This window comes from Cyclobacterium roseum (assembly GCF_010119225.1).
Taxonomy (GTDB): domain Bacteria; phylum Bacteroidota; class Bacteroidia; order Cytophagales; family Cyclobacteriaceae; genus Cyclobacterium; species Cyclobacterium roseum.
The window spans coordinates 77,023-95,778 of sequence record NZ_WNKF01000007.1 but is presented as its reverse complement, the minus strand read 5'-3'; the positions used below and the strand labels follow the sequence as shown (position 1 = coordinate 95,778).

Annotated in this window: 14 protein-coding genes; 2 read left to right on the top strand and 12 right to left on the bottom strand. The window is 43.6% G+C overall.

What is annotated here, in order from left to right; genetic code table 11:
- Positions 1–5: 5 nt before the first annotated feature.
- The 4 genes from GJQ68_RS11780 to GJQ68_RS11765 all read right to left on the bottom strand — a co-directional run bounded on the left by GJQ68_RS11780 (position 6) and on the right by GJQ68_RS11765 (position 7,014).
- Complete coding sequence (locus GJQ68_RS11780; protein WP_162417490.1) at positions 6–1,628, bottom strand: RagB/SusD family nutrient uptake outer membrane protein; 1,623 nt, start codon at positions 1,626–1,628, stop codon at positions 6–8.
- Between the two features lie 11 nt (positions 1,629–1,639).
- Positions 1,640–4,882 carry a SusC/RagA family TonB-linked outer membrane protein gene (locus GJQ68_RS11775; RefSeq protein WP_162417489.1) on the bottom strand — a complete coding sequence of 1,081 codons (3,243 nt, stop codon included), beginning with the start codon at positions 4,880–4,882 and terminating at the stop codon, positions 1,640–1,642.
- Between the two features lie 178 nt (positions 4,883–5,060).
- Positions 5,061–6,170 carry a FecR family protein gene (locus GJQ68_RS11770; protein WP_162417488.1) on the bottom strand — a complete coding sequence of 370 codons (1,110 nt, stop codon included), beginning with the start codon at positions 6,168–6,170 and terminating at the stop codon, positions 5,061–5,063.
- A 244-nt stretch (positions 6,171–6,414) separates the two neighbouring features.
- On the bottom strand, positions 6,415–7,014 hold the full coding sequence (locus GJQ68_RS11765; protein ID WP_162417487.1) for an RNA polymerase sigma factor: 600 nt from the start codon (positions 7,012–7,014) through the stop codon (positions 6,415–6,417).
- A gap of 504 nt (positions 7,015–7,518) precedes the next feature.
- Here GJQ68_RS11765 and GJQ68_RS11760 point away from each other — a divergent pair.
- Both GJQ68_RS11760 and GJQ68_RS11755 read left to right on the top strand, forming a co-directional pair.
- Complete coding sequence (locus GJQ68_RS11760; protein WP_162417486.1) at positions 7,519–8,565, top strand: amidohydrolase family protein; 1,047 nt, start codon at positions 7,519–7,521, stop codon at positions 8,563–8,565.
- A 36-nt stretch (positions 8,566–8,601) separates the two neighbouring features.
- The gene (locus GJQ68_RS11755) at positions 8,602–9,921 is read left to right on the top strand and encodes a Gfo/Idh/MocA family protein (protein WP_162417597.1); all 1,320 of its coding nucleotides are present in this window, start codon (positions 8,602–8,604) and stop codon (positions 9,919–9,921) included.
- 184 nt (positions 9,922–10,105) lie between these two features.
- Here the strand turns inward: GJQ68_RS11755 and GJQ68_RS11750 are convergent, their stop codons facing one another.
- From GJQ68_RS11750 to GJQ68_RS11715, 8 genes are all read right to left on the bottom strand, one after another.
- Positions 10,106–11,239: a DEAD/DEAH box helicase gene (locus GJQ68_RS11750; RefSeq protein ID WP_162417596.1), complete on the bottom strand. Its 1,134-nt coding sequence runs from the start codon at positions 11,237–11,239 to the stop codon at positions 10,106–10,108.
- 162 nt (positions 11,240–11,401) lie between these two features.
- Positions 11,402–12,439, bottom strand: coding sequence for a ThuA domain-containing protein (locus tag GJQ68_RS11745; RefSeq protein WP_162417485.1), 1,038 nt, complete (start codon positions 12,437–12,439; stop codon positions 11,402–11,404).
- 75 nt (positions 12,440–12,514) lie between these two features.
- The gene (locus GJQ68_RS11740) at positions 12,515–13,957 is read right to left on the bottom strand and encodes a sulfatase (RefSeq protein WP_162417484.1); all 1,443 of its coding nucleotides are present in this window, start codon (positions 13,955–13,957) and stop codon (positions 12,515–12,517) included.
- 182 nt (positions 13,958–14,139) lie between these two features.
- Positions 14,140–14,538 carry a thioredoxin domain-containing protein gene (locus tag GJQ68_RS11735; RefSeq protein ID WP_162417483.1) on the bottom strand — a complete coding sequence of 133 codons (399 nt, stop codon included), beginning with the start codon at positions 14,536–14,538 and terminating at the stop codon, positions 14,140–14,142.
- A gap of 172 nt (positions 14,539–14,710) precedes the next feature.
- Positions 14,711–15,703 (bottom strand): aldo/keto reductase, encoded by a 993-nt coding sequence (locus tag GJQ68_RS11730; RefSeq protein ID WP_162417482.1) that lies wholly within the window; start codon positions 15,701–15,703, stop codon positions 14,711–14,713.
- Positions 15,704–15,772: 69 nt separating this feature from the next.
- A complete protein-coding gene (locus GJQ68_RS11725; RefSeq protein ID WP_162417481.1) occupies positions 15,773–16,972 on the bottom strand; it encodes a GAF domain-containing sensor histidine kinase in 1,200 nt (399 codons plus the stop codon).
- Between the two features lie 156 nt (positions 16,973–17,128).
- Entirely contained in the window at positions 17,129–17,827 is a 699-nt protein-coding gene (locus GJQ68_RS11720; protein ID WP_162417480.1) for an SGNH/GDSL hydrolase family protein, read from the bottom strand.
- Positions 17,828–17,832: 5 nt separating this feature from the next.
- Positions 17,833–18,756: a patatin-like phospholipase family protein gene (locus GJQ68_RS11715; RefSeq protein WP_162417479.1), complete on the bottom strand. Its 924-nt coding sequence runs from the start codon at positions 18,754–18,756 to the stop codon at positions 17,833–17,835.

Here is an 18,756-nt window from a genome sequence, read left to right as displayed (position 1 = left end):
ATAAATCAATAACCTTGATTTTGGGGATATCCTGGGGAAGCATCTATAACATGCTGAGGTATAGGTAAATATCTATACTGTTCCGCCACATATGGAGCAGCCCTATAATTATGTGCCTTCACACGTTCAACATATTTATTGAGGCGTACCAATACATACCGGCGGTGTTCCTCAAATAAAAGTTCCCGGGCACGTTCATCCAGTAGAAAGTCTACCGTAACATCTCCCGATGATATTTCCGGGGCGTTGGCCCTTCTGCGAAGCGCATTGAATGTTTCAGCTGCCTCAGCTGTTTTACTCTGCATAATCTGCGCTTCGGCCAGCAGTAAATAGGTTTCTGCCAAACGAAGGTATGGTGCATCTTTATAACTCGCTCCTGATCTTACATCCTGTGGAATTGCAAAATCGAACTTGGTGACAGAAGGCCAACCGCGATTTCGCAGAACCATATTGTCCAGGCTCCAATCCATCCATAAGGTATCTCCAACAGCATAACCTGCCCCTTCATCTATTCTATCTCCTGCCTGGATTATATAATATTTTCGAAGAGCATGTGGTCCTCCCCGGTCATCATTATCTCCAAAATTTTCAATGGCCCAATTTGTAGCAGCTACACAAGCAAGTCCTCTACCTCCCCGGTCAACAGTAATATCTAAAGATACTCCTTTGTATTTTTGCCAGTACCAAGGGACATACAATCGTCGCATATTTGATTTAATTTCCCCTCCAATCACCTGAAATTCCCTCTGGAAAGACCAGAGCACTTCTGTATTCCCCTGGAATCTGCTCACATTTCCATCAATAAATATATCAGTAAATGGGGTGCCTGGTTGATTTTGTTCAATACCGTACCGCTCAGTAACCAACGAAAAGTTGCCGTTATTTATCAAATTCTTAGCCATAGTCTCAGCCTGGCTATAATTTTCCCAGATAAGATATAATTCTGTCAAATAGTGCATTGGCACGGCCTTTGACAACCTGCCCGGTATTTCCTGTGCTTCAGGAAGATGTTCCATGGCAAAAAGCCAATCTGCTTCCATTTGCTCCTCTACCTCGATTCTCGGGGTAGGTCTCCATTCTATATCAAGGTCGGATCCCGTTGACTCTCTTGTTGTTAGCGGTACGTCACTCCAGAGGTTGGTCAAATGCCGGTATGCCCATGCCCTTATGGTTCTTGCTTCAGCGAGAATATGGTTTTTTCTTTCTGCCGCATTTGTTCCCCAGTCAACGTTTTCATTCTCTGCCCTTTCGATAATTGTATTGGCTGCATTAATAACCTGGTAAAGCCAATCCCATAGATCTCCCAAATAATTTGCTTCCGAGGTCAATGTATTCAATTCATCATACGAAAGATTCCCAGTATGAAGCCATAGGGGGGCCCAGGCGATATCTGTTCCCTGCATCATGGGAATATTAAAAACATAATTACCCGTATTACCTGGTCCTTGTCTTTCTTTTAAAACGTAAGAATAAAGGCCATTGATCCCAGCTTGAAATCCATCATAATTTTCGTACAGATTTTCTGCTGCAATTATATCTTTTGGTTTCTCTACCAAGAAGTCCTCTAGTGAACAAGATCCAAATAGTATGAAATTGATTATATAGAGAATTTTTAAATATTTTTTCATTTTTTCATTTTTTAAAATCCAACATTTAAACCCATTACATATGTTCTTTGAAACGGAATGGATTCCTGATTTGAAAGTTCCGGATCAATTCCCGACCAATTGGTTATGGTAAATACATTGTTAACATTAAAATAGATTTTAAGGCTTTTCAAGATTATCAGATCTTTCCCAACCTGGCTTAAATCGTAAGCTAATCTTACATCTTTTAGCCGAACAAAACTGGCATCCGCAAAGCGCGGCACTCTACTAGGGAGTAGATTAGCACCCGCCTTATTAGCAGGATATTTCGTGGAAGGAATATCTGGTCTCCAATGATCCCAAAGATCCCAATTATTTGCTCTATATTGATTGGCTCCCATTTCTGGATCACCCAGGTTATTGGGTTTTTCGATACCCACAACCCCTGAAAAAAACAAATTGAGAGAAAGATTTTTATATCTGAAATTAGAGTTTAACCCTGCTACAAAATCAGGAAATGTTTGTCCCAGAATCATGCGATCTCTCTCTGTTATTTCTCCATCCTCATTTTTATCAATGATTTTCACCCATCCCGGTTGTGCATTGGGCTGTGCACTTCCTTCAATATTATCATCCAGTTGAAAGACCCCTCCCCAACCATAATCAAAATAAACATTAATTGGCTCTCCGATAAACCATCTGTTCAACAAATCATCTTCCCCGTCTCCATATAATTCAACAATTTTGTTTCTGGAAGCAGAGTAATTGAGCGCCAGATTCCATGCAAAATCTGAAGTTTGAACGGGTGTCCCCTTTAACCCAATTTCCAGGCCTTTATTTTCGGTTTTCCCAATATTTTCAGTTATCTCCGAACCTGGTATGCCAAAATTTGCTGAAATTCTTCTATCTAAAAGCAAATCTTTTACATTTGATTTAAATACATCTATATTTCCACTAATTCTTCCATTTAAAATAATAAAATCAAGACCCAAATTCCAGTTTTGTGTCGTCTCCCATCCCAAATCTGGATTTGACAAACGGCGGGGAACATATCCTGGTGCAGTGGTGGTTCCGTTGCTTCCTGTTAAATAGTTTCTGTTGGCTAACCTGGAAAGTGTACTGTATGCACCAATAGCCTGGTTACCAGATTTACCCCAGGATGCCCTTAACTTTAGTTGTTCAATCCAATCAAAGTTTTCAGCTATAAAATTTTCTTCTGACATGTTCCAGCTCAGGGCAACAGATGGGAAAACTCCGTATTTTGTATTTTCTCCAAAACCTGAATATCCATCTCGTCTTACGGTAGATGTCAATAAATATTTGCCTTTATAAGCATAGTTCAATCTTGCCATTTGAGAAACCAATCCCGATTGATTTAAATTTGATCTAGGATTTATCAACGCTCCCGAACTTGCCTGGTAGGTGGTTAAAACATGGTTGGGAAATCCTTCCGATTGTATTGCCCTTATTTTATATTCATCCCACTGGAAACTATATAAACCTGTAAATCTAATAGAGTGATCTCCAATTAGTTTCTGATAATTGATGATGTTTTCAACCAACGAACTAATATTAACTCTGTTTGATACATCGGAATACCCCCCACTTGTGAAACCATTAACTGTTTGATTGTTATAATAAGTTTCCTGATTTATATACTGAAAAGTCAATCCTGTGTTTATCCTATAATTCAATCCCTTAATAAAAGGAATATCTATATCAAAATAATTATTGGTAAACAACTTATGGTCTCGATTTAAATCTTGTGCATTTAAAGGACTAAGCGGATTATAATAAAAGGGATCCTCTGGCCATGGGTATAAATTTATTGTACCATCTTCATTATATGGTGTAATTAATGGATTCATTCGGACAGCCCTACCAAAGTTAGCTGGTATACCATCACGATCAAGATATGTCATTGATGTATTGGTTGCGAAGCGCAGCCATTCTGATAAATCCTTTTGAAAGTTTAACCGTAAAGAATACCTGGAAAACTCGTCGTTTTTTGCGATACCTTCAGTATTTAAAAAATTACCTGAAATAAAAAACAAATGGTTCTCTCCACCCCCGGATAAGGTTAATGTATGTTGTTGTTGCTGCCCTAATCTGGTGGCATGGTCAATCCAATCAGTTGATATACCAGCATTATAATTCTCTATTTCTGTACTCGTCAGGGCCATATCAGGTTCCGCATCAAGATACTCCAATTTATAATCATAAAATTTTTCGCCATTTAACATGTTTGGTTTTTTGGCCAACTGGTTATAGCCAAAAGACGATCGGATAGAAACTCTTGTTTCGCCTACCCTACCTTTATTTGTAGTAATTAGAATTACTCCGTTAGCTCCCCTTGAACCATAAATTGCAGTTGCTGATGCGTCTTTCAGCACATCGATTGATTTGACATCAGCAGAGGGAATCTCTGATAAATTACCTCCCCAGGGAATTCCATCCAAAACAATTAAAGGGTTGTTACTTGCGGTTATGGATTGTTCACCCCTTATTCTAATACTTGCATTTTGTTCGGCACTTGATGAATTAATTGAAACTGATAAACCAGGCATAACACCCTGTAAAGCCTGAACAATATTTGGTGAAGCTGCATTTTCCAATGTTTCTGACCCAACTGATGCCACCGAACCGGTAACATCTGCTTTCCTTTGGGTACCATAGCCCACTACTACTACCTCTTCCAAAGAGGATTCATCCAATTCTAACTGAACATCAATTTGGGATTGATTGGAAACCGTTATTCTCCTGGACTGGTATCCGATAAAGGATACCACCAAAACAGCACCTTCATCCACATCAATGGAAAAATCACCATCAATATCCGATACAGTTCCTGTTGAGGTTCCCTCTACTGTAATCGTAGCCCCTGGCATAGGTTCCCCATTTTCATCCGATACTGTTCCCGAAATTGTAATCTCTTCATATTCCACCAAAGTGATCAATTCCTCTCTCTCAGATTCCTTGACATGTATGGTCTCATTGACCTGTTTAAAACGGAGGTTGGTTTGAGTCGCTATGGATACCAACAGGTCATAAAGACTTCCTCCATTGCTTTCCAAAGTTATCAATGGACTGTCTCGAATTTCCCTATTAGCAAAAACAAAATTAAACTCAGTGATTCTTTCCAGCTCCTTAAAGGCTTTTTCCACCTTTACTTCATTTAAAGAAAGGTGTACCGATACTTCTTCTATGCTTTTCACCTGGGCATTGCCATTCCAGGCAAGAAGAAGACTCATGCTGAGGCATTGGAGGGTGAAAGCGAGGGTAAATAATTTGCTCATGTAGATCACATGCTTTAGTAGGCATTTTTTCATATCTTTACATTGTTTGTTTGTTAAATGAACATTTATCGGAATAGGGATGGCCGTCCCGTTTTCCGGTTACTCTTTGGGGCAGGGGTGTTGACGCACGCTTGCCCCTTTTTCTGTTTCACTTATCCGTTTTTATCCATAGGCAGTTTTATTGAAATTCTAAGGTTACCTGGTCTTTTTCTATTCTAAAATCAAAGCGGGCGGAATAACTCAATCCTTCCAGCACATTCTTCAGGGTTTGGTCATGGAACCTCCCGGACAACTCCAAGTCGCTTTTGGGCTGATTGGAAAACCTTATCTTTACCCCGTACCAGTTTTCCAATACCCGCTTGATCTCCGGCATGGGGGTATGATCAAATACAATGGTTTTTTGGGTCCAGGCCAATACCCGGTCCCCGTTAAACGCGACTTCTTTTACCTGATCCCGGTCCAGATCTACCTGTAGCCCTTCTCCCGGTTCCAATTCCCTCTTCCAGGAAGCTTCCAAGTCCAAATCCACTTCCACCAATCCGGTCAGCAGGGAAATTTCCAATGGCTCATTTTCAAAGGCTTTTATATTAAAGGAGGTACCCAAAGCGGTGGTGGTGACCGGACCGGTTTTCACCCTAAACGGCCGGCTTTCGTCTTTGGCCACCTCAAAAAAAGCTTCTCCCTGCAGCTCCAATACCCGCTGATGGGATTCGAAATTTTTGATATAGCGGAGAGAACTTCCCGAGTTAAGGATCACTTTGGAACCGTCTTGTAGGGTCAGGTTGGATTTTACACCTGGAGGGGCTATATGCTCCTCGTAAACCACAGGAATTTCTACGATCCTCGGTACAGGTTGGGGGAAAAATACATTGACCAGGAAAGACAAGGAAAAAGCAACAAGCAATATGCCCGCCAGCCGGTAAAATTGCATGGACCTGTTATATCCGGTTGACTTTCTACTTTCAAAATGTCTTAGGGTACTTGAGGAATCGAGTGGAATGACTTTTTTGTCCTGAATTTCCAACTGCAGTTTATCCACGGCTTGGTCAATGTGATTCCAAGTATCCTCTATGCGCCCTTCTTCTGCATCCCTAGCCCTTCTGGACATGTTCACTACCAGTTTTCTAGCCAGCAACATGTCCTTTTGCTTACCGGGATTTTCATTGATGTACCCTTCCCAATACGTTTTGGTCGCCTTGTCAGGGGACAAGACCCATTTTTGAAATTCAGGGTCCAATACAAAATCTTCTGTCGTATAATCTCGCTTGCACATAAAATTGGTATTCATACAAAGGAGACAAGGGAATGAAAAAGTTATCCTTCAAAAAGAAAAATATTTTAATTTTTTTTTAAAAAATGACTACAAGATGTGGTTTAAAGAATGGGGGATTAGTTCACGTTCGGGCTTACGGAATTTAAAAACCTTGGCGTTTATTAACCCAATTACATTACCCAATTTCAGCAAAAAATCTCCTTTTCAGCAAATCCCCCTTTTCCAAAGGAGGCTGGGGGATTTTTCAGGACGAGTCATTTCAAATTAAAAAGAATAACCCTAACAGCATTGAAACCACATACTTTTTCAGACTACCGATGGCTTTCCAAGCAAGTGTATATACCGACCGCAGGTTGATGCCCATCATTTTTGAAACTTCCTCGTAGGAAAACTGCTCAAAATACAGCAACTGGATTGCCTGCTTTTGCCGGAGGGGCAATTTCTCTAGCCCAGCCGCCAATTTGATTTGAAGGCTTTTTTCCTGCTGCACCCCAATAAGTTCACCTTCTTTGGATTCCAAGGATAGCTGCCGGGTCCCCTCATCTCCCAGTTCTTCCCATTTCCATTTGGATCGCTTTTTGCTCTCCCGGTATATTTTATGTGAGAGCGACCTGAAAAGGTAAACTTTTACATTATCCGCCTTCTGCAGGTTCTGGTGATACTTCCACAGGTCAATAAAGACTTCCTGTATACAGTCTTGCACAAAATCGGCATCATTCACCAAGGCCAAGCCATACTTAAAAAGTTCATGGGCAAATAACCGGTACAAGCCTTCCAAACCCTCTCGTTCTCCATTTCGTAACAATAGCCAAAGCTCATTGCGGTCATTAAAGGAAATAGGGTTTTCCTGGTATTTCACGATGGTTATTTTGGGTAAATGTTTAATTGAATTCCTAATGATCGGTATTAATTTAAAAATTAGCAAATCTTGTTAAGAAAAACCCGTCTATTTGGTAACCGACGTACAATCAAACGAAGGAATGGTCCTGTTGCCATCAAAAAAATCCGTTCACTACCGTTTTTTTGTAGCCTAGTATTTTTAGACAAACCGATCCAGTTTCCTCATTTTTCGACGCAAGCAGCATACCTTGCGGCAGGGCGAACGCTGCAATCCCTTCATAAATAAGTGCCAGTCCTTTCTTTTAACCCATAAATTCTCTAAAATTATACCCAACCAAGGGTAATCCTCCTCGTCCAATCCTACAGTAAATGGGCTAGAACAGAAAAAAACCGTTACCACATTCCTTCGAAAACCATGAAAATAATGACCAAAATAGGCAAAACAGTTGTTTTTTCTTTCTGTCTTTTCACCCTCGCCTTTTGCTGTCAATCACCGAAAAGCAATAATGAAACGCCTGAAATCATGGAAGAAAGCTACTATTCACTGGAGGATTTTGACCAAATAGAAAAAATCGATGCCCATGTACACCTGAGAACGGATTTCGATACCGTCTTTATACGTCAGGCAGCTCGAGATAAGTTTAGACTGCTGAACGTAAGTGTGTATACCTCCCCAAACCTGACACCGGAAGCGCAAGAAAATTTTTCATTGAAACTCATCGGCGAATATCCGGATATTGTTTCCTATGGCACGACCTTTTCCCTGGAAGGATTTACCAACAACGATTGGGAAAGTAAAACCCTGGACTATTTGGAAAAATCCATTGCCAAGGGGGCCATAGCGGTAAAGGTTTGGAAAAATATTGGCATGGAGTTGAAAAATGAACGGGATGAGTTGGTAATGATTACCGATCCTGCCTTTGATTCCATCCTGCAGCTGTTGGTGGAAAAAGACATTACCCTGTTGGGCCATCTTGGGGAGCCCAAAAATACCTGGTTGCCGCTGGAGGAAATGACGGTGCAGGGGGATCGGGATTATTTTCGGGAAAACCCCCGATACCACATGTATCAATTCCCGGATTTACCCTCGTATGAGGAGCAGATTTCCGCCCGGGATCAACTGCTGGCCAATAATCCCGATCTGCGATTTGTCGGGGCGCATTTGGGAAGCCTGGAATACGACGTGAATGAACTGGCAAAAAGACTGGATTCCTTTCCCAACATGGCCGTGGATATGGCCGAACGCATCTCCCATTTGCAACACCAGGCCGTCACCAATTGGGAAGGGGTGCGCGACTTTATCGTGAAGTACCAGGGTAGACTCCTCTATGGAACGGATTTGCGCGCCGGAGCATCGGACATACAGGCGAAGGGATTGACGGAACCGGAAGAGATTTCGGAACATGCCCATCAGGTTTGGTTACGACATTGGCAATTTTTTACCGGGGACCTAGAAATGCAGGTACCAAAAGTCACCGGTACCTTCAATGGATTGAAATTGCCCAAGACGGTGGTAGATAAAATTTACCGGACCAATGCCGAAAAATGGTATCCGGGGATCCTCCAGTAGACTTCACTACGTGTTACATTTCAAATAAAAATTACGATGAATAATCTTGACCGCAGAAATTTCCTAAAGCTTTCAACGCTAGCACTGGGAGGTATTACAACAGGCTTACTATCCAATCAATCGATGGCTTTGGGCCTCAAACGGAATCTGAGACTGGGTTTTGTGGGTATTGGGGGTAGAGGCTCTTACCACCTGGACACTGCACTTGGAATTACAGGGGTAGAAATCCCTGCCATTTGTGACATCGATCCCAAAAACCTTTACCAGGCCAAAAGGTGGATTGAGGAATCCGGTCAACCGAGCCCCAGGCTTTACGATAAGGGGCCAACAGATTTTATTAGGTTATGCGAGGAGGAAGAGCTGGATGCCGTGATATGCGCCACCCCCTGGGACACCCATGCTCCGGTATGTCTGGCGGCCATGAGAAATGGAAAACATGCGGCTTGCGAAGTGCCCATTGCCCAGACTCTTGAAGAAGCATGGGAATTGGTAGAAACCTTTGAAAGTACCGGAAAGTGGGCCAGCATCGTATTGGGAGGTTTTGGAGACCTGACCATGTTGAATATGGTGCGAAAAGGATTATTAGGGGATATCCTCCATGTAGAAAGTGGCTATATACATGATTTGAGAATGGTGAAGTTTAATCCGGAAGAAGAACCCTGGAGATTACAACCTGCCATCGATAAAAACGGGAACCTCTACCCCGACCATCCCATGAGAAACATGATGCCGGTGCTGGACATCAACCATGGGGACCGGTTTGACTACCTGGTCTCCATGAGTACGAAATCGGGCATGCTCAATGAATATGCCAAAGCCCAGTACGGAGAAAAACATCCGTATGCGACGAAAGAGATGGCGCTAGGGGATTACAATGCGTCACTTATCCGAACCGTAAAAGGAAAAATGGTCACCCTTAACCACGACACGCATACCCCCCACCCCAGGGAAAGTTTCCGACTTCAGGGTACAAAAGGAATTTATTTAAAGGAAAGGGATGCCCAGCGAATTTATATTGAAGGTAGAAGTCCCAGGGAACATCAATGGGAACCGGCAGCGCCGTATCTGGAAGAATATGCGCATGAAATTACGAAAAATTACGCCCCACCCGAACGCAAAGGAGGAGCGATCCGCGGACATGGCAGTGGAGGCATGACCCAAACGCCAATCAACTGGCACCGACTGGTACTTGCCTTGCAGGAAAATAAACAGCCGGACTGGGATGTGTACGATTCGGTAACCAGTGCTGCCATTATCCCGCTTACCGGAACCTCCGTAGCTGACAAAAGCAGACCGGTGGATTTTCCCGATTTTACCAGAGGAAAGTGGGAAACAAGAACCCCACTTTATTCCTGAAAAAGATTCCCTAAAATAATTAATCGATTATTGAAAAACTAAGTCTGCAGGGCTGTAACAACACCAACCAAGGGGGACAACCCGTGGACAAAATCAACCATCTCGTTTTCCAACCCCTTAGTGGATTGAATCGGTACTTTGATGGAAAACATTCGTACTTCTACTATAGCCACGTTTTGACATATCAAAAACCCAGGTTTTTTGAATCAATCAGTTCGACCATTCGTTTCATTTTTTTCTGAATGACCTTAAAATGATGCGTGTCTTCCTCCGATATCAGGGAAATGGCCTCTCCCTCTGATCCGGCCCTGCCTGTCCGACCGATGCGGTGAATGTAATCCTTTGGGGAACGGGGCAGTTCGTAGTTGACCACATGGGGTAAAAACTGGATATCGATGCCCCGGGAGGCGAGATCGGTGGCCACCAAAACCCGTAAGTTTCCCTGTTTAAAATTCCGAAGCGATTCTGTCCGGGCAGCCTGACTTTTATCCCCATGAAAGGACTGGGCTTGTATTCCGTGTTTTTTTAATTTGGCGGCGAGGTTATCTGCCGCCCGTTTGGAACTGGCAAAAACCAACACCTGGGTCCAGTTTCCCTCGCTGATTAGAAATCTCAATAAAGGCCCCTTGTTTTCGGGTGTTACCAAATAGGCCGATTGCTTGATTTGGGCGGGGGACACGGTATCCTGCGCAATTTCGATCCGTACCGGTTGGTAAAGCAGGTTGGTCGATAAGCTGGCTACCGACTCCTCCGTCGTCGCAGAAAAAAGGATGTTCTGCCGTTTTTTGGGCAATCCGGACAAGATTTCATCCACTTCTTCCTTAAAGCCCAGGTTCAGCATTTTGTCGGCCTCGTCCAAAACCAGTATTTCCAATGCGGACAAGTCCACAGCCTTTTTTGAAAGCAAATCCAGCAAGCGGCCGGGGGTCCCGATCAGGATGTCGGTTCCGTACAGGTGTATCATTTGGGGATTGATGGACGCCCCACCATACACCGCCATGGATTTTACGTTCCTTGGCAAGCCGTTCGTAAAGGTTTTTACCGTTTGATCGACCTGAATGGCCAGTTCCCGGGTAGGCACCAGCACCAGCACAGCGACTGCCCTACTCTTTACTGCGGTTTTCCCCTGAAACATTTCCAAAATCGGCAATACATAAGCGGCTGTTTTACCAGATCCCGTCGGAGCCAGGCCCCAAACGTCTTTCTTTCTTAGAATGGCAGGTATTGCCTCGATCTGAACAGGAAAAGGATTTTCGTATTTTGCCTTGCTTATTGCTTCCTGTAGTGGTGTTGAAAGACCGAGATCGGTAAAGCCCATGGATACATTTTTGGCCAAAGGTAGGTATTATTCTTTAGTATCGGTGTATTACCGAATACATCGAAAGGCAACAGGTTCCGAATGTATGATAAGCCAAACGGCAATCGGCACGCTGATTCCTTTAAAGCAAAGAACATGAAAACCTCAGGCTTCCATTTGATTTTATTGATCATCAAATTTCAACTCAAATTTCCTGCTGGTGGAATTTTCTGCCGTAGGAAAATCATCTGGTATGGGTAGGGTAACGTTCCCTGTTGCCGCCCATTCCGTTCCTCTTAAAAAGGAGGTGATAAAACCAACACTTTCAATTGAAAAATCATCGTGCCCCAGCGTGGTATGAAATACCCGCCCTTTGCCGTAGTCCAACACCATCAGCATGGGTTCGTGCCGGTCAGTAGGCGCTTTGCCTGAAACATCCTTACCGGTAGCCAGTACGGTCAGGTTCTCGGCCGGTCCACGCAATTGAGAATAGCATTCATCCTTGGTGGTTAGCCATACTTTCGGCATTCCCCTGGTGATGGGATGATCTTTCTCACGAATGGTGATGGGAAAAATATGGCTAGGTCCATGGGCACCGCCTTTCCCCGGTGAAGGATCTCGTACCAGCTCGCCTTCATTAGTATAATACACATAAGGTCCATCTTTTTCAGTACGGTCACCCCAGCCTCCCAGGCCAATCATTTTATTGTATTCCAGCCAGTCTGGAAAAGAATTGTTTGCAGCGTGAAAGGAGACAAAGCCTCCGCCGGAGGACATGTAGTCTTCGAAAGCTTTTTGGGTTTCCTCCGGCCAATCCGCGGCCTTCCAGCCAAAGTTGGAAATCACTACGTCATAATTTTTGAATACGGGGGCGAAATCCGGATCATGCTGCGGGGTTTCCAACTCTGTGGTTGCGCTCAGTCCCGCCAATGGCAAGTACTTCCTTTCCCTTTCAGCTCTCCAGGTAAACCTGGTTCTGTAAATAGCTACCCGAAAAAGCCCCGTTTCTTCCAGGTACTGCTTCATCATTAGCGTAGCTTTTGGCCATACCTCATGGTTATTCTGACCGTCAACGATCAACACTTTTAAAGGGGCTTCTCTTTTCGGTTCATGATGACGCTTGCTCGTGTCCATCCTATCAAGCCAGGCGGCTGTAGTGCCGGAATAGGCACTTAAATCTAATGAAAGCAAGTATAGTACCAGATACGGAAGGAATTTCATACGATAAATTTTGAATTTTTGGAATAATGAAATCTTGATTATAGCGTTTACACTTTGGTGTTTATCGGGTCAATGTTATCTATTTAAAACACTGGGCACAGGAGCATTTACGGCTGCTACCCAATTTTTAAGTTTTTCCAACAGTTTTATTGCTATTCCGGTTTCGCTGCCAGAAAGGTCGTCTTGCTCTGAAATATCGGTTCTCAAATTAAACAGTTCATAACGATCGTATTCATAATAATAAATCAATTTCCAATCCCCGGCCATGATTACCGAAGAGGGTACCGCACGCCAGTAATTTTCCGTTCCATCGAATGATGGCAATACCTCCACGCTACCCCCCAGGTAAAGCGGGAAATGGAAAAAAAGCGAACGATCCCGGTCGAATGGCTTTCCTTTAAGAATTGGTACAAAGGAATCACCGTCCACCGGCTGGTTTTGCGGCAACTCCGCCGAGGCGATTTCTGCAAAGGTGGGCATAAAATCAACACCGGTTACGGGAATGTCGGATTTCGAACCGGCTTGAGTTACACCCGGCCATTTAATACAAAACGGTACCCGGAGACCCCCTTCGTAAAAAGTGCCTTTACCAGCCCTCAACGGAGCATTATCGGTAACGGACGAAAGCCCCCCGTTATCCGAGGTAACAATCACAACCGTGTTATCTTCCAGACCCAGTTCTTTTAATTTGGCCAGAACCCTGCCTACACTACTATCAACCTGTTCCACTTCAGCTGCATACACCGGATCGTAATTTTTCCCGGGCCGGTTTTTAAGCTTGCTTTTGTAATACTCGATCCTTTTGTCCCTTGCCGCCAGGGGAGTGTGTACCTCCCAATGACTGAGATAAAGAAAAAACGGGTGCTCTTTATTGGCCTCAATAAAATGGATCGCTGCATCAGTCAGCCTTTCCGCCACATGATCATCGTTATAGTATCGCTTTTCCTCTCCGTAATAATTGGTGATTTTTCCAATCTCACCGGCTGCGGATAACACATCGAAACCCTGATTATCGTCGCCTATATGCCATTTCCCAAGCCTGGCAGATACATAGCCCGACTTTTTCAGCATTTCGGCAAGTGATTCAAATTCCGGTGAAACCCTATTGATGCTTACCGGTATCGTATTGAAAGTGGAATTTTGACCCTGGGTGGGCACTTTGAACCGCATTTTGGAAACATCGCCCCCCCTAGACAAACCTTGCGGAACATACACCTGATGTCGTGGCGAGTACATTCCGGTTAACAAACTCGCCCGCGTGGGGGAACAGTTGGCAGCCGAGGGGTAAAATCGACTGAAGACCATTCCCTCGGACGCGAGTTGGTCGATATTGGGCGTTTCGTAAAACTCAGCCCCATTGTACCCCACATCCATCCAGCCAAGGTCGTCTGCAAGGATGAGTACGATGTTTGGCGGTGTACTTTTTCCTCCAACAAATTGACCCGTTGCCTCCCCTGGAGACAACAAAATCAAGAATAGCGCTACTACTGCTACAATGCCGGTAATTTGGGCTTTCATTTCTTACTAGTCAAATGAATGCAAAAAATAGAAAAAAATTTCATCCAAAAAGTTATAAAACAAAGAAAAATTCCCTTTTACGAAGAAATTAAATTTCATTTTACTTAAAAAAACCAGAATTACAGGAGAATTACAGGATGGGAAAGATTAGTTTCTACGCTAGACTACCTGGAATAAAGCGATTATGAATCGTTTCCGCTTATTTCATTGAATACCATATCTATCTTAATGGTATCCCTTGGATATTCTAAAACCTTTGCCCCATTAGCTGAAATCAAAAGAGGCGTTTTCAAAGCAGATTTCTCCTTAATCAATAAGGTCAAGAGATCGGTTTCGTCGATCTCTTTTCCTTGAATGTTTGCTTTGAAATAATCAGATTTCTCGTCGAAGAGATCGATTACACTTTTGTTTAGTTTTTTTGCCAACTCTAAAACCTGGGTTGGGGTCATTTCATTTTTCGATACATCCAACTCATTGATTACATGCTTATGTAGCGTCAAAACATAGGCATAGGCTTCCCTGTCTTCCAACTTTTTACCGTTATAAAGAAATTTGATTTCGTTTTTCTCCAATTCAAACATGATTTTAATATTTTTAGAAATCTAAAAAATGGAATCAATTACACCAAATTCTACCATAAATGATGCCAGTATTTACGGTCATCTTTTAGGTAGTTGTCAAATCATTTATCCCCATATCGCTCACATATATTTTTTTATAAAAGAATGGGAAAGATCTCCGTCCCCTAAAAAATCATACCACCCTACCGTCCGTTTGCCATAGGTCTGCGTTGGGGCCCAAGGCCTCTTTGAGCGGACGGGTAATTTCATTAAGGCTGGATACCAGGGAGGGGGTCAGTGTCACCTGAGCGCTCGCTGCATTTTTTCTAACCTGCGCCGCATTTCTTCCACCGACGATGGCAGCCGCCACCCCCTTTTGGTAGAGCAACCATGCCAAACTTAAATTTCCCATGGGAATATTCGCTTCTTTGGAAAGTTCCCGGATCTGACTAATGGTTTGAAAAGTCAGTTCTTCACAGCCCTCCTCCTGATGCCGGGATTGAGACCGTTCCTTTGTGAAATGCCGGGTTCTCGCCCGGTCATCGGGTACCTCCGCTTCCGAGGAAAACTTCCCTGTCAGCAAGCCCTGCATAATGGGAGAATAGCAAAGTACCGGAACATCATCTTCGATGCATTGTGGAAGAATGGAATACTCAATGGCCCGAAAAAGTAAATTATAGGCCATTTGATTGCTACTGATCTTGAATCCGGAGTTTTTGCAGGTATCCAGGCTTTCGTTCCCGAAATTGGACACGCCGAAGGCCCGGATTTTACCCTCCTCGCGAAGTTCCTGAAGCGCACCCAAGGTTTCCTCCAACGGAATTTCCGGATTGGGCCAGTGCAACTGGTATAGGTCGATGTAATCGGTTTTCAAATTCTTCAGCCCTCTTTCGCACGCATTTTTAATATCCTCCGATGCAAAATCGGCCGGACCCGCTTTGGAAGCGATAATGATGTCTTTGCGTTTTTCTCCCAGGGCTTTGGCTAACAAATTCTCCGAAGCACCCCCGCCATAGGCTTCTGCGGTATCAAAAGTGGTAATTCCCTGATCGTAGGCCATTTTGATTGCCGCCAGGGAATCCCTTTCGTCCTGTGGCCCCCAGTTAAAGCCACCTACAATGGCCCAGCAACCAAAAATTAATCTTGAAATCTCTAAATCCGAATTGGGAAGTGCGTATTTTTCCATGGTAAACAAATAAAGGTTTACCAAAAAAAACGATTTCGGACTCCAATTCAAACCAAAACAGGCAGAAAATTAAACCGGGAGCGCTACTTCAAACAGGGAATAGGCACTTGGCCGGGAATCAATTTTTAGGGTACCGCCCATACCATCGATCAGATGCTTTACCAGGGGAAGACCAAAACCATATCCTTTTTCCCCGGAGGTGCCTTTTGTCGTATTTCCTTCGCCTTTCAGAATAGCTTCGATTTGTTCCTCCGTCATTCCAGCCCCAGTGTCTTTCACTTCTGCCAATAATTCCTTTTTACCAGCTTTTTCAAGAAGCGTTAAGTTTACGGTTACCTGACCTCCTTCAGGTGTAAATTTGATGGCGTTGGAGATAAGGTTTCCCAATATTTGAACTAATTTTGCTCTCGGAAAAGCAGTTTCTTTATTTTCACCTTCCAGCGTTATATGTAGATCTACCTTCTTTTGTTCCCCCTGGACTTCATATAAATTTTTTAGGTTTTCCTTTAGCCTCAGTAAATTGTATTCATCATCCGCCAGCACAGCTTCCTTTTTAGCCCCTTCTTTATTGGATAAAATTTCATCTGCTAACTCCAATAATGATTTCCCGCTATTTTGAACGACTTCGGCGAATTCCAGCACATCCTCCAACTGGTTTTTATCTCCTTTTTCTTTGATGATTTGCGCCAGGCCAATGATTCCTCCAATGGGTCCTCTGATATCATGGGCTACCTGTTCTTGTTTTTCTCTGGCATTTTGGACTTCAGATTGTAAAAATGAGACTGTTTTTATTAGTTTCAGGCGATTGACAATCTCATCGGCAATGATCTTCAATAAGGCCACTTTCTCGGGGCTAATGAACTTGGACTCCGTGTCCACCACACACAAAGCTCCCAGATTTATACCGGACTCACTTTTCAAAGGAACCCCCCAATAATATTTCAGGTTGGGATCATCTGTTACATAGAATTTTTCCTTAAAACGCTCGTCCTTTGTAAGATCCTTGATCTCAAAAGGTTTATCACCCATGATAGTATACTGACAGACCGAATCCTCTCTGGGCATCTGCATCACCGGAATCCCTTCACTCGCCACACTCCACTGGGTATAAGCATCAATCAAATTGACCAGGGAAATATTGGTTCCGGCCACTTTTGCTGCCAGTTTGGCAAGGTCTTTAACGTGATCTTCCAGTTCAACGTGGTCCAGGTCATAATCAGACAACTGCAAAAGCCTGTCAAATTCGTTCTCGGGTAGGGGCCTGTCCATAAAATTAAGATATAGTGTTTCAGTAAAGGTAATCTGTAATAAAGCCCATTCCAATAATTGATGAATACAAAACTCAGATTGAACATCAAACAATAAAATTCTCAAAATCGCAATCCGTATGTAAAATTCCTGGAAGGCTTTCCCCAGGGTCAGAACTTACTGAAAATAGTGATCCAAAAACCCGGCAATATAAGCGGCTTGCCTGGCGCGCGTTTCCTCGCCAAAATGAACGTGGTCGATAAACAAATCGGCACCCAAATTCGCTGTAAAACCATGGAGGTCAATCACAGAAACGCCTCTGGACTCGAAAACCACATCCGCCACCGCATTGTAAATTTCCAGATCGGCCGCATAGCGGTGGAAGGATTGCTGCTTGGAATTGTGGGTTTCATCGTCTACCGGGGTAGTTCGGATCCAGACCATTTGGATTCCTTTTTCCTGCAAAAGGGTATACATTTGTTCCAGATGGGAGCGATAGTCGTCCAGGGAAACCTGCTTCTCTCCTGTTTTTACATCGGTTTTGATATCGTGCAGGCCGCAATTGATCAGCATCAAGTCCGGACGGAAGGATGGGTCTTGTACTTTTTGCTGAAGGTAGGCCAACACCATGCCCGAGTCGCCTCCATTGGCCCCGGCAGGATGATCCAGATTGGCTGAACTCGATCCTTCGTCCCTCTTGCGGTCATAGATCCACTTCCCCTGTACGTATTGTTCAAGGAACGGGCCGTACTGCATGGAAATGCTATCGCCAATGACAAATAACCCTGGCAAGGGCTGCTTGTCCATTGCCGTTAGCAACAGTATTGAAAGCAAAGCAGCCGGAAGATAAATGAATTTTTTCCAAGAATGTGGCATATGATTTATTTGTCAACTCCTATTTCGATACATTTACAAACCGGATTTTGCTCCTTCGCAAATCGCTTTCCCTGCCGCCACCATTTTTTCATTTGGTAAGGGTCAAAAATAAGTGAATTTTCCGTTAATACTGCCGGTGGGTAATAAAAGTTGAGGTTCACCCTGCGCCTTTTTCCAAGCAATTCGCCGATCTTAATGTCATCGCTGGAAATCTGGTCCAACATAAAATCAAAGGCTCTTGTCGTTAATTCCAAGGCATTACGCACCGGTCGTTTCATCTCCCTCCCTGCCCTTGCTTTCAACACGATCACATCAATTTCGGTTGCCCCCTTGTAAATGGCCTCGGAAATCGGAACCAAATCTGCAAACCCGCCATCTGCGTACTCGTAGCCGTCCTTCTCCACCAAACTCATAAAGGGGATCAGATTGGAAGAAGCCCAAATCCATTCACAAAAATCGTGGTACTCGTAATCCTTCAGCCGTTTGTATTCTACATTATTCGTACTCAAATTGGAAACGGTGATGTAAATTTCTGCGGTATTGGCTTTCATCCGATCAAAATCTGCAGGCGTGATGATTTCCTTGATGAGTTTAAACAGGTTTTTGCTTTCACCAAAAGTCTTCTTGCCCTTCAAAAACATTTTGATCGTACTAAAATGATTGATGCGGGTTTTATACACACCGTTAATTTTGGAAATAATAAATGGATTGGTGCTAAAAATACAATCCTGGGTAACCGATGTATAGATTGCCTTGATTTTTTCGATTTCGTTTATGGATAGGAGTGGCACCAACAGGCTTCCCGTAGAAGTCCCCACAAATATTTCGTAATTGAAACCGCAATCGCGGATCAAGTATTCGGCTATTCCACCTCCAAATGCTCCTTTACTTCCCCCTCCGGAAATGACCAGTCCTCTTTTCTCCTGCAT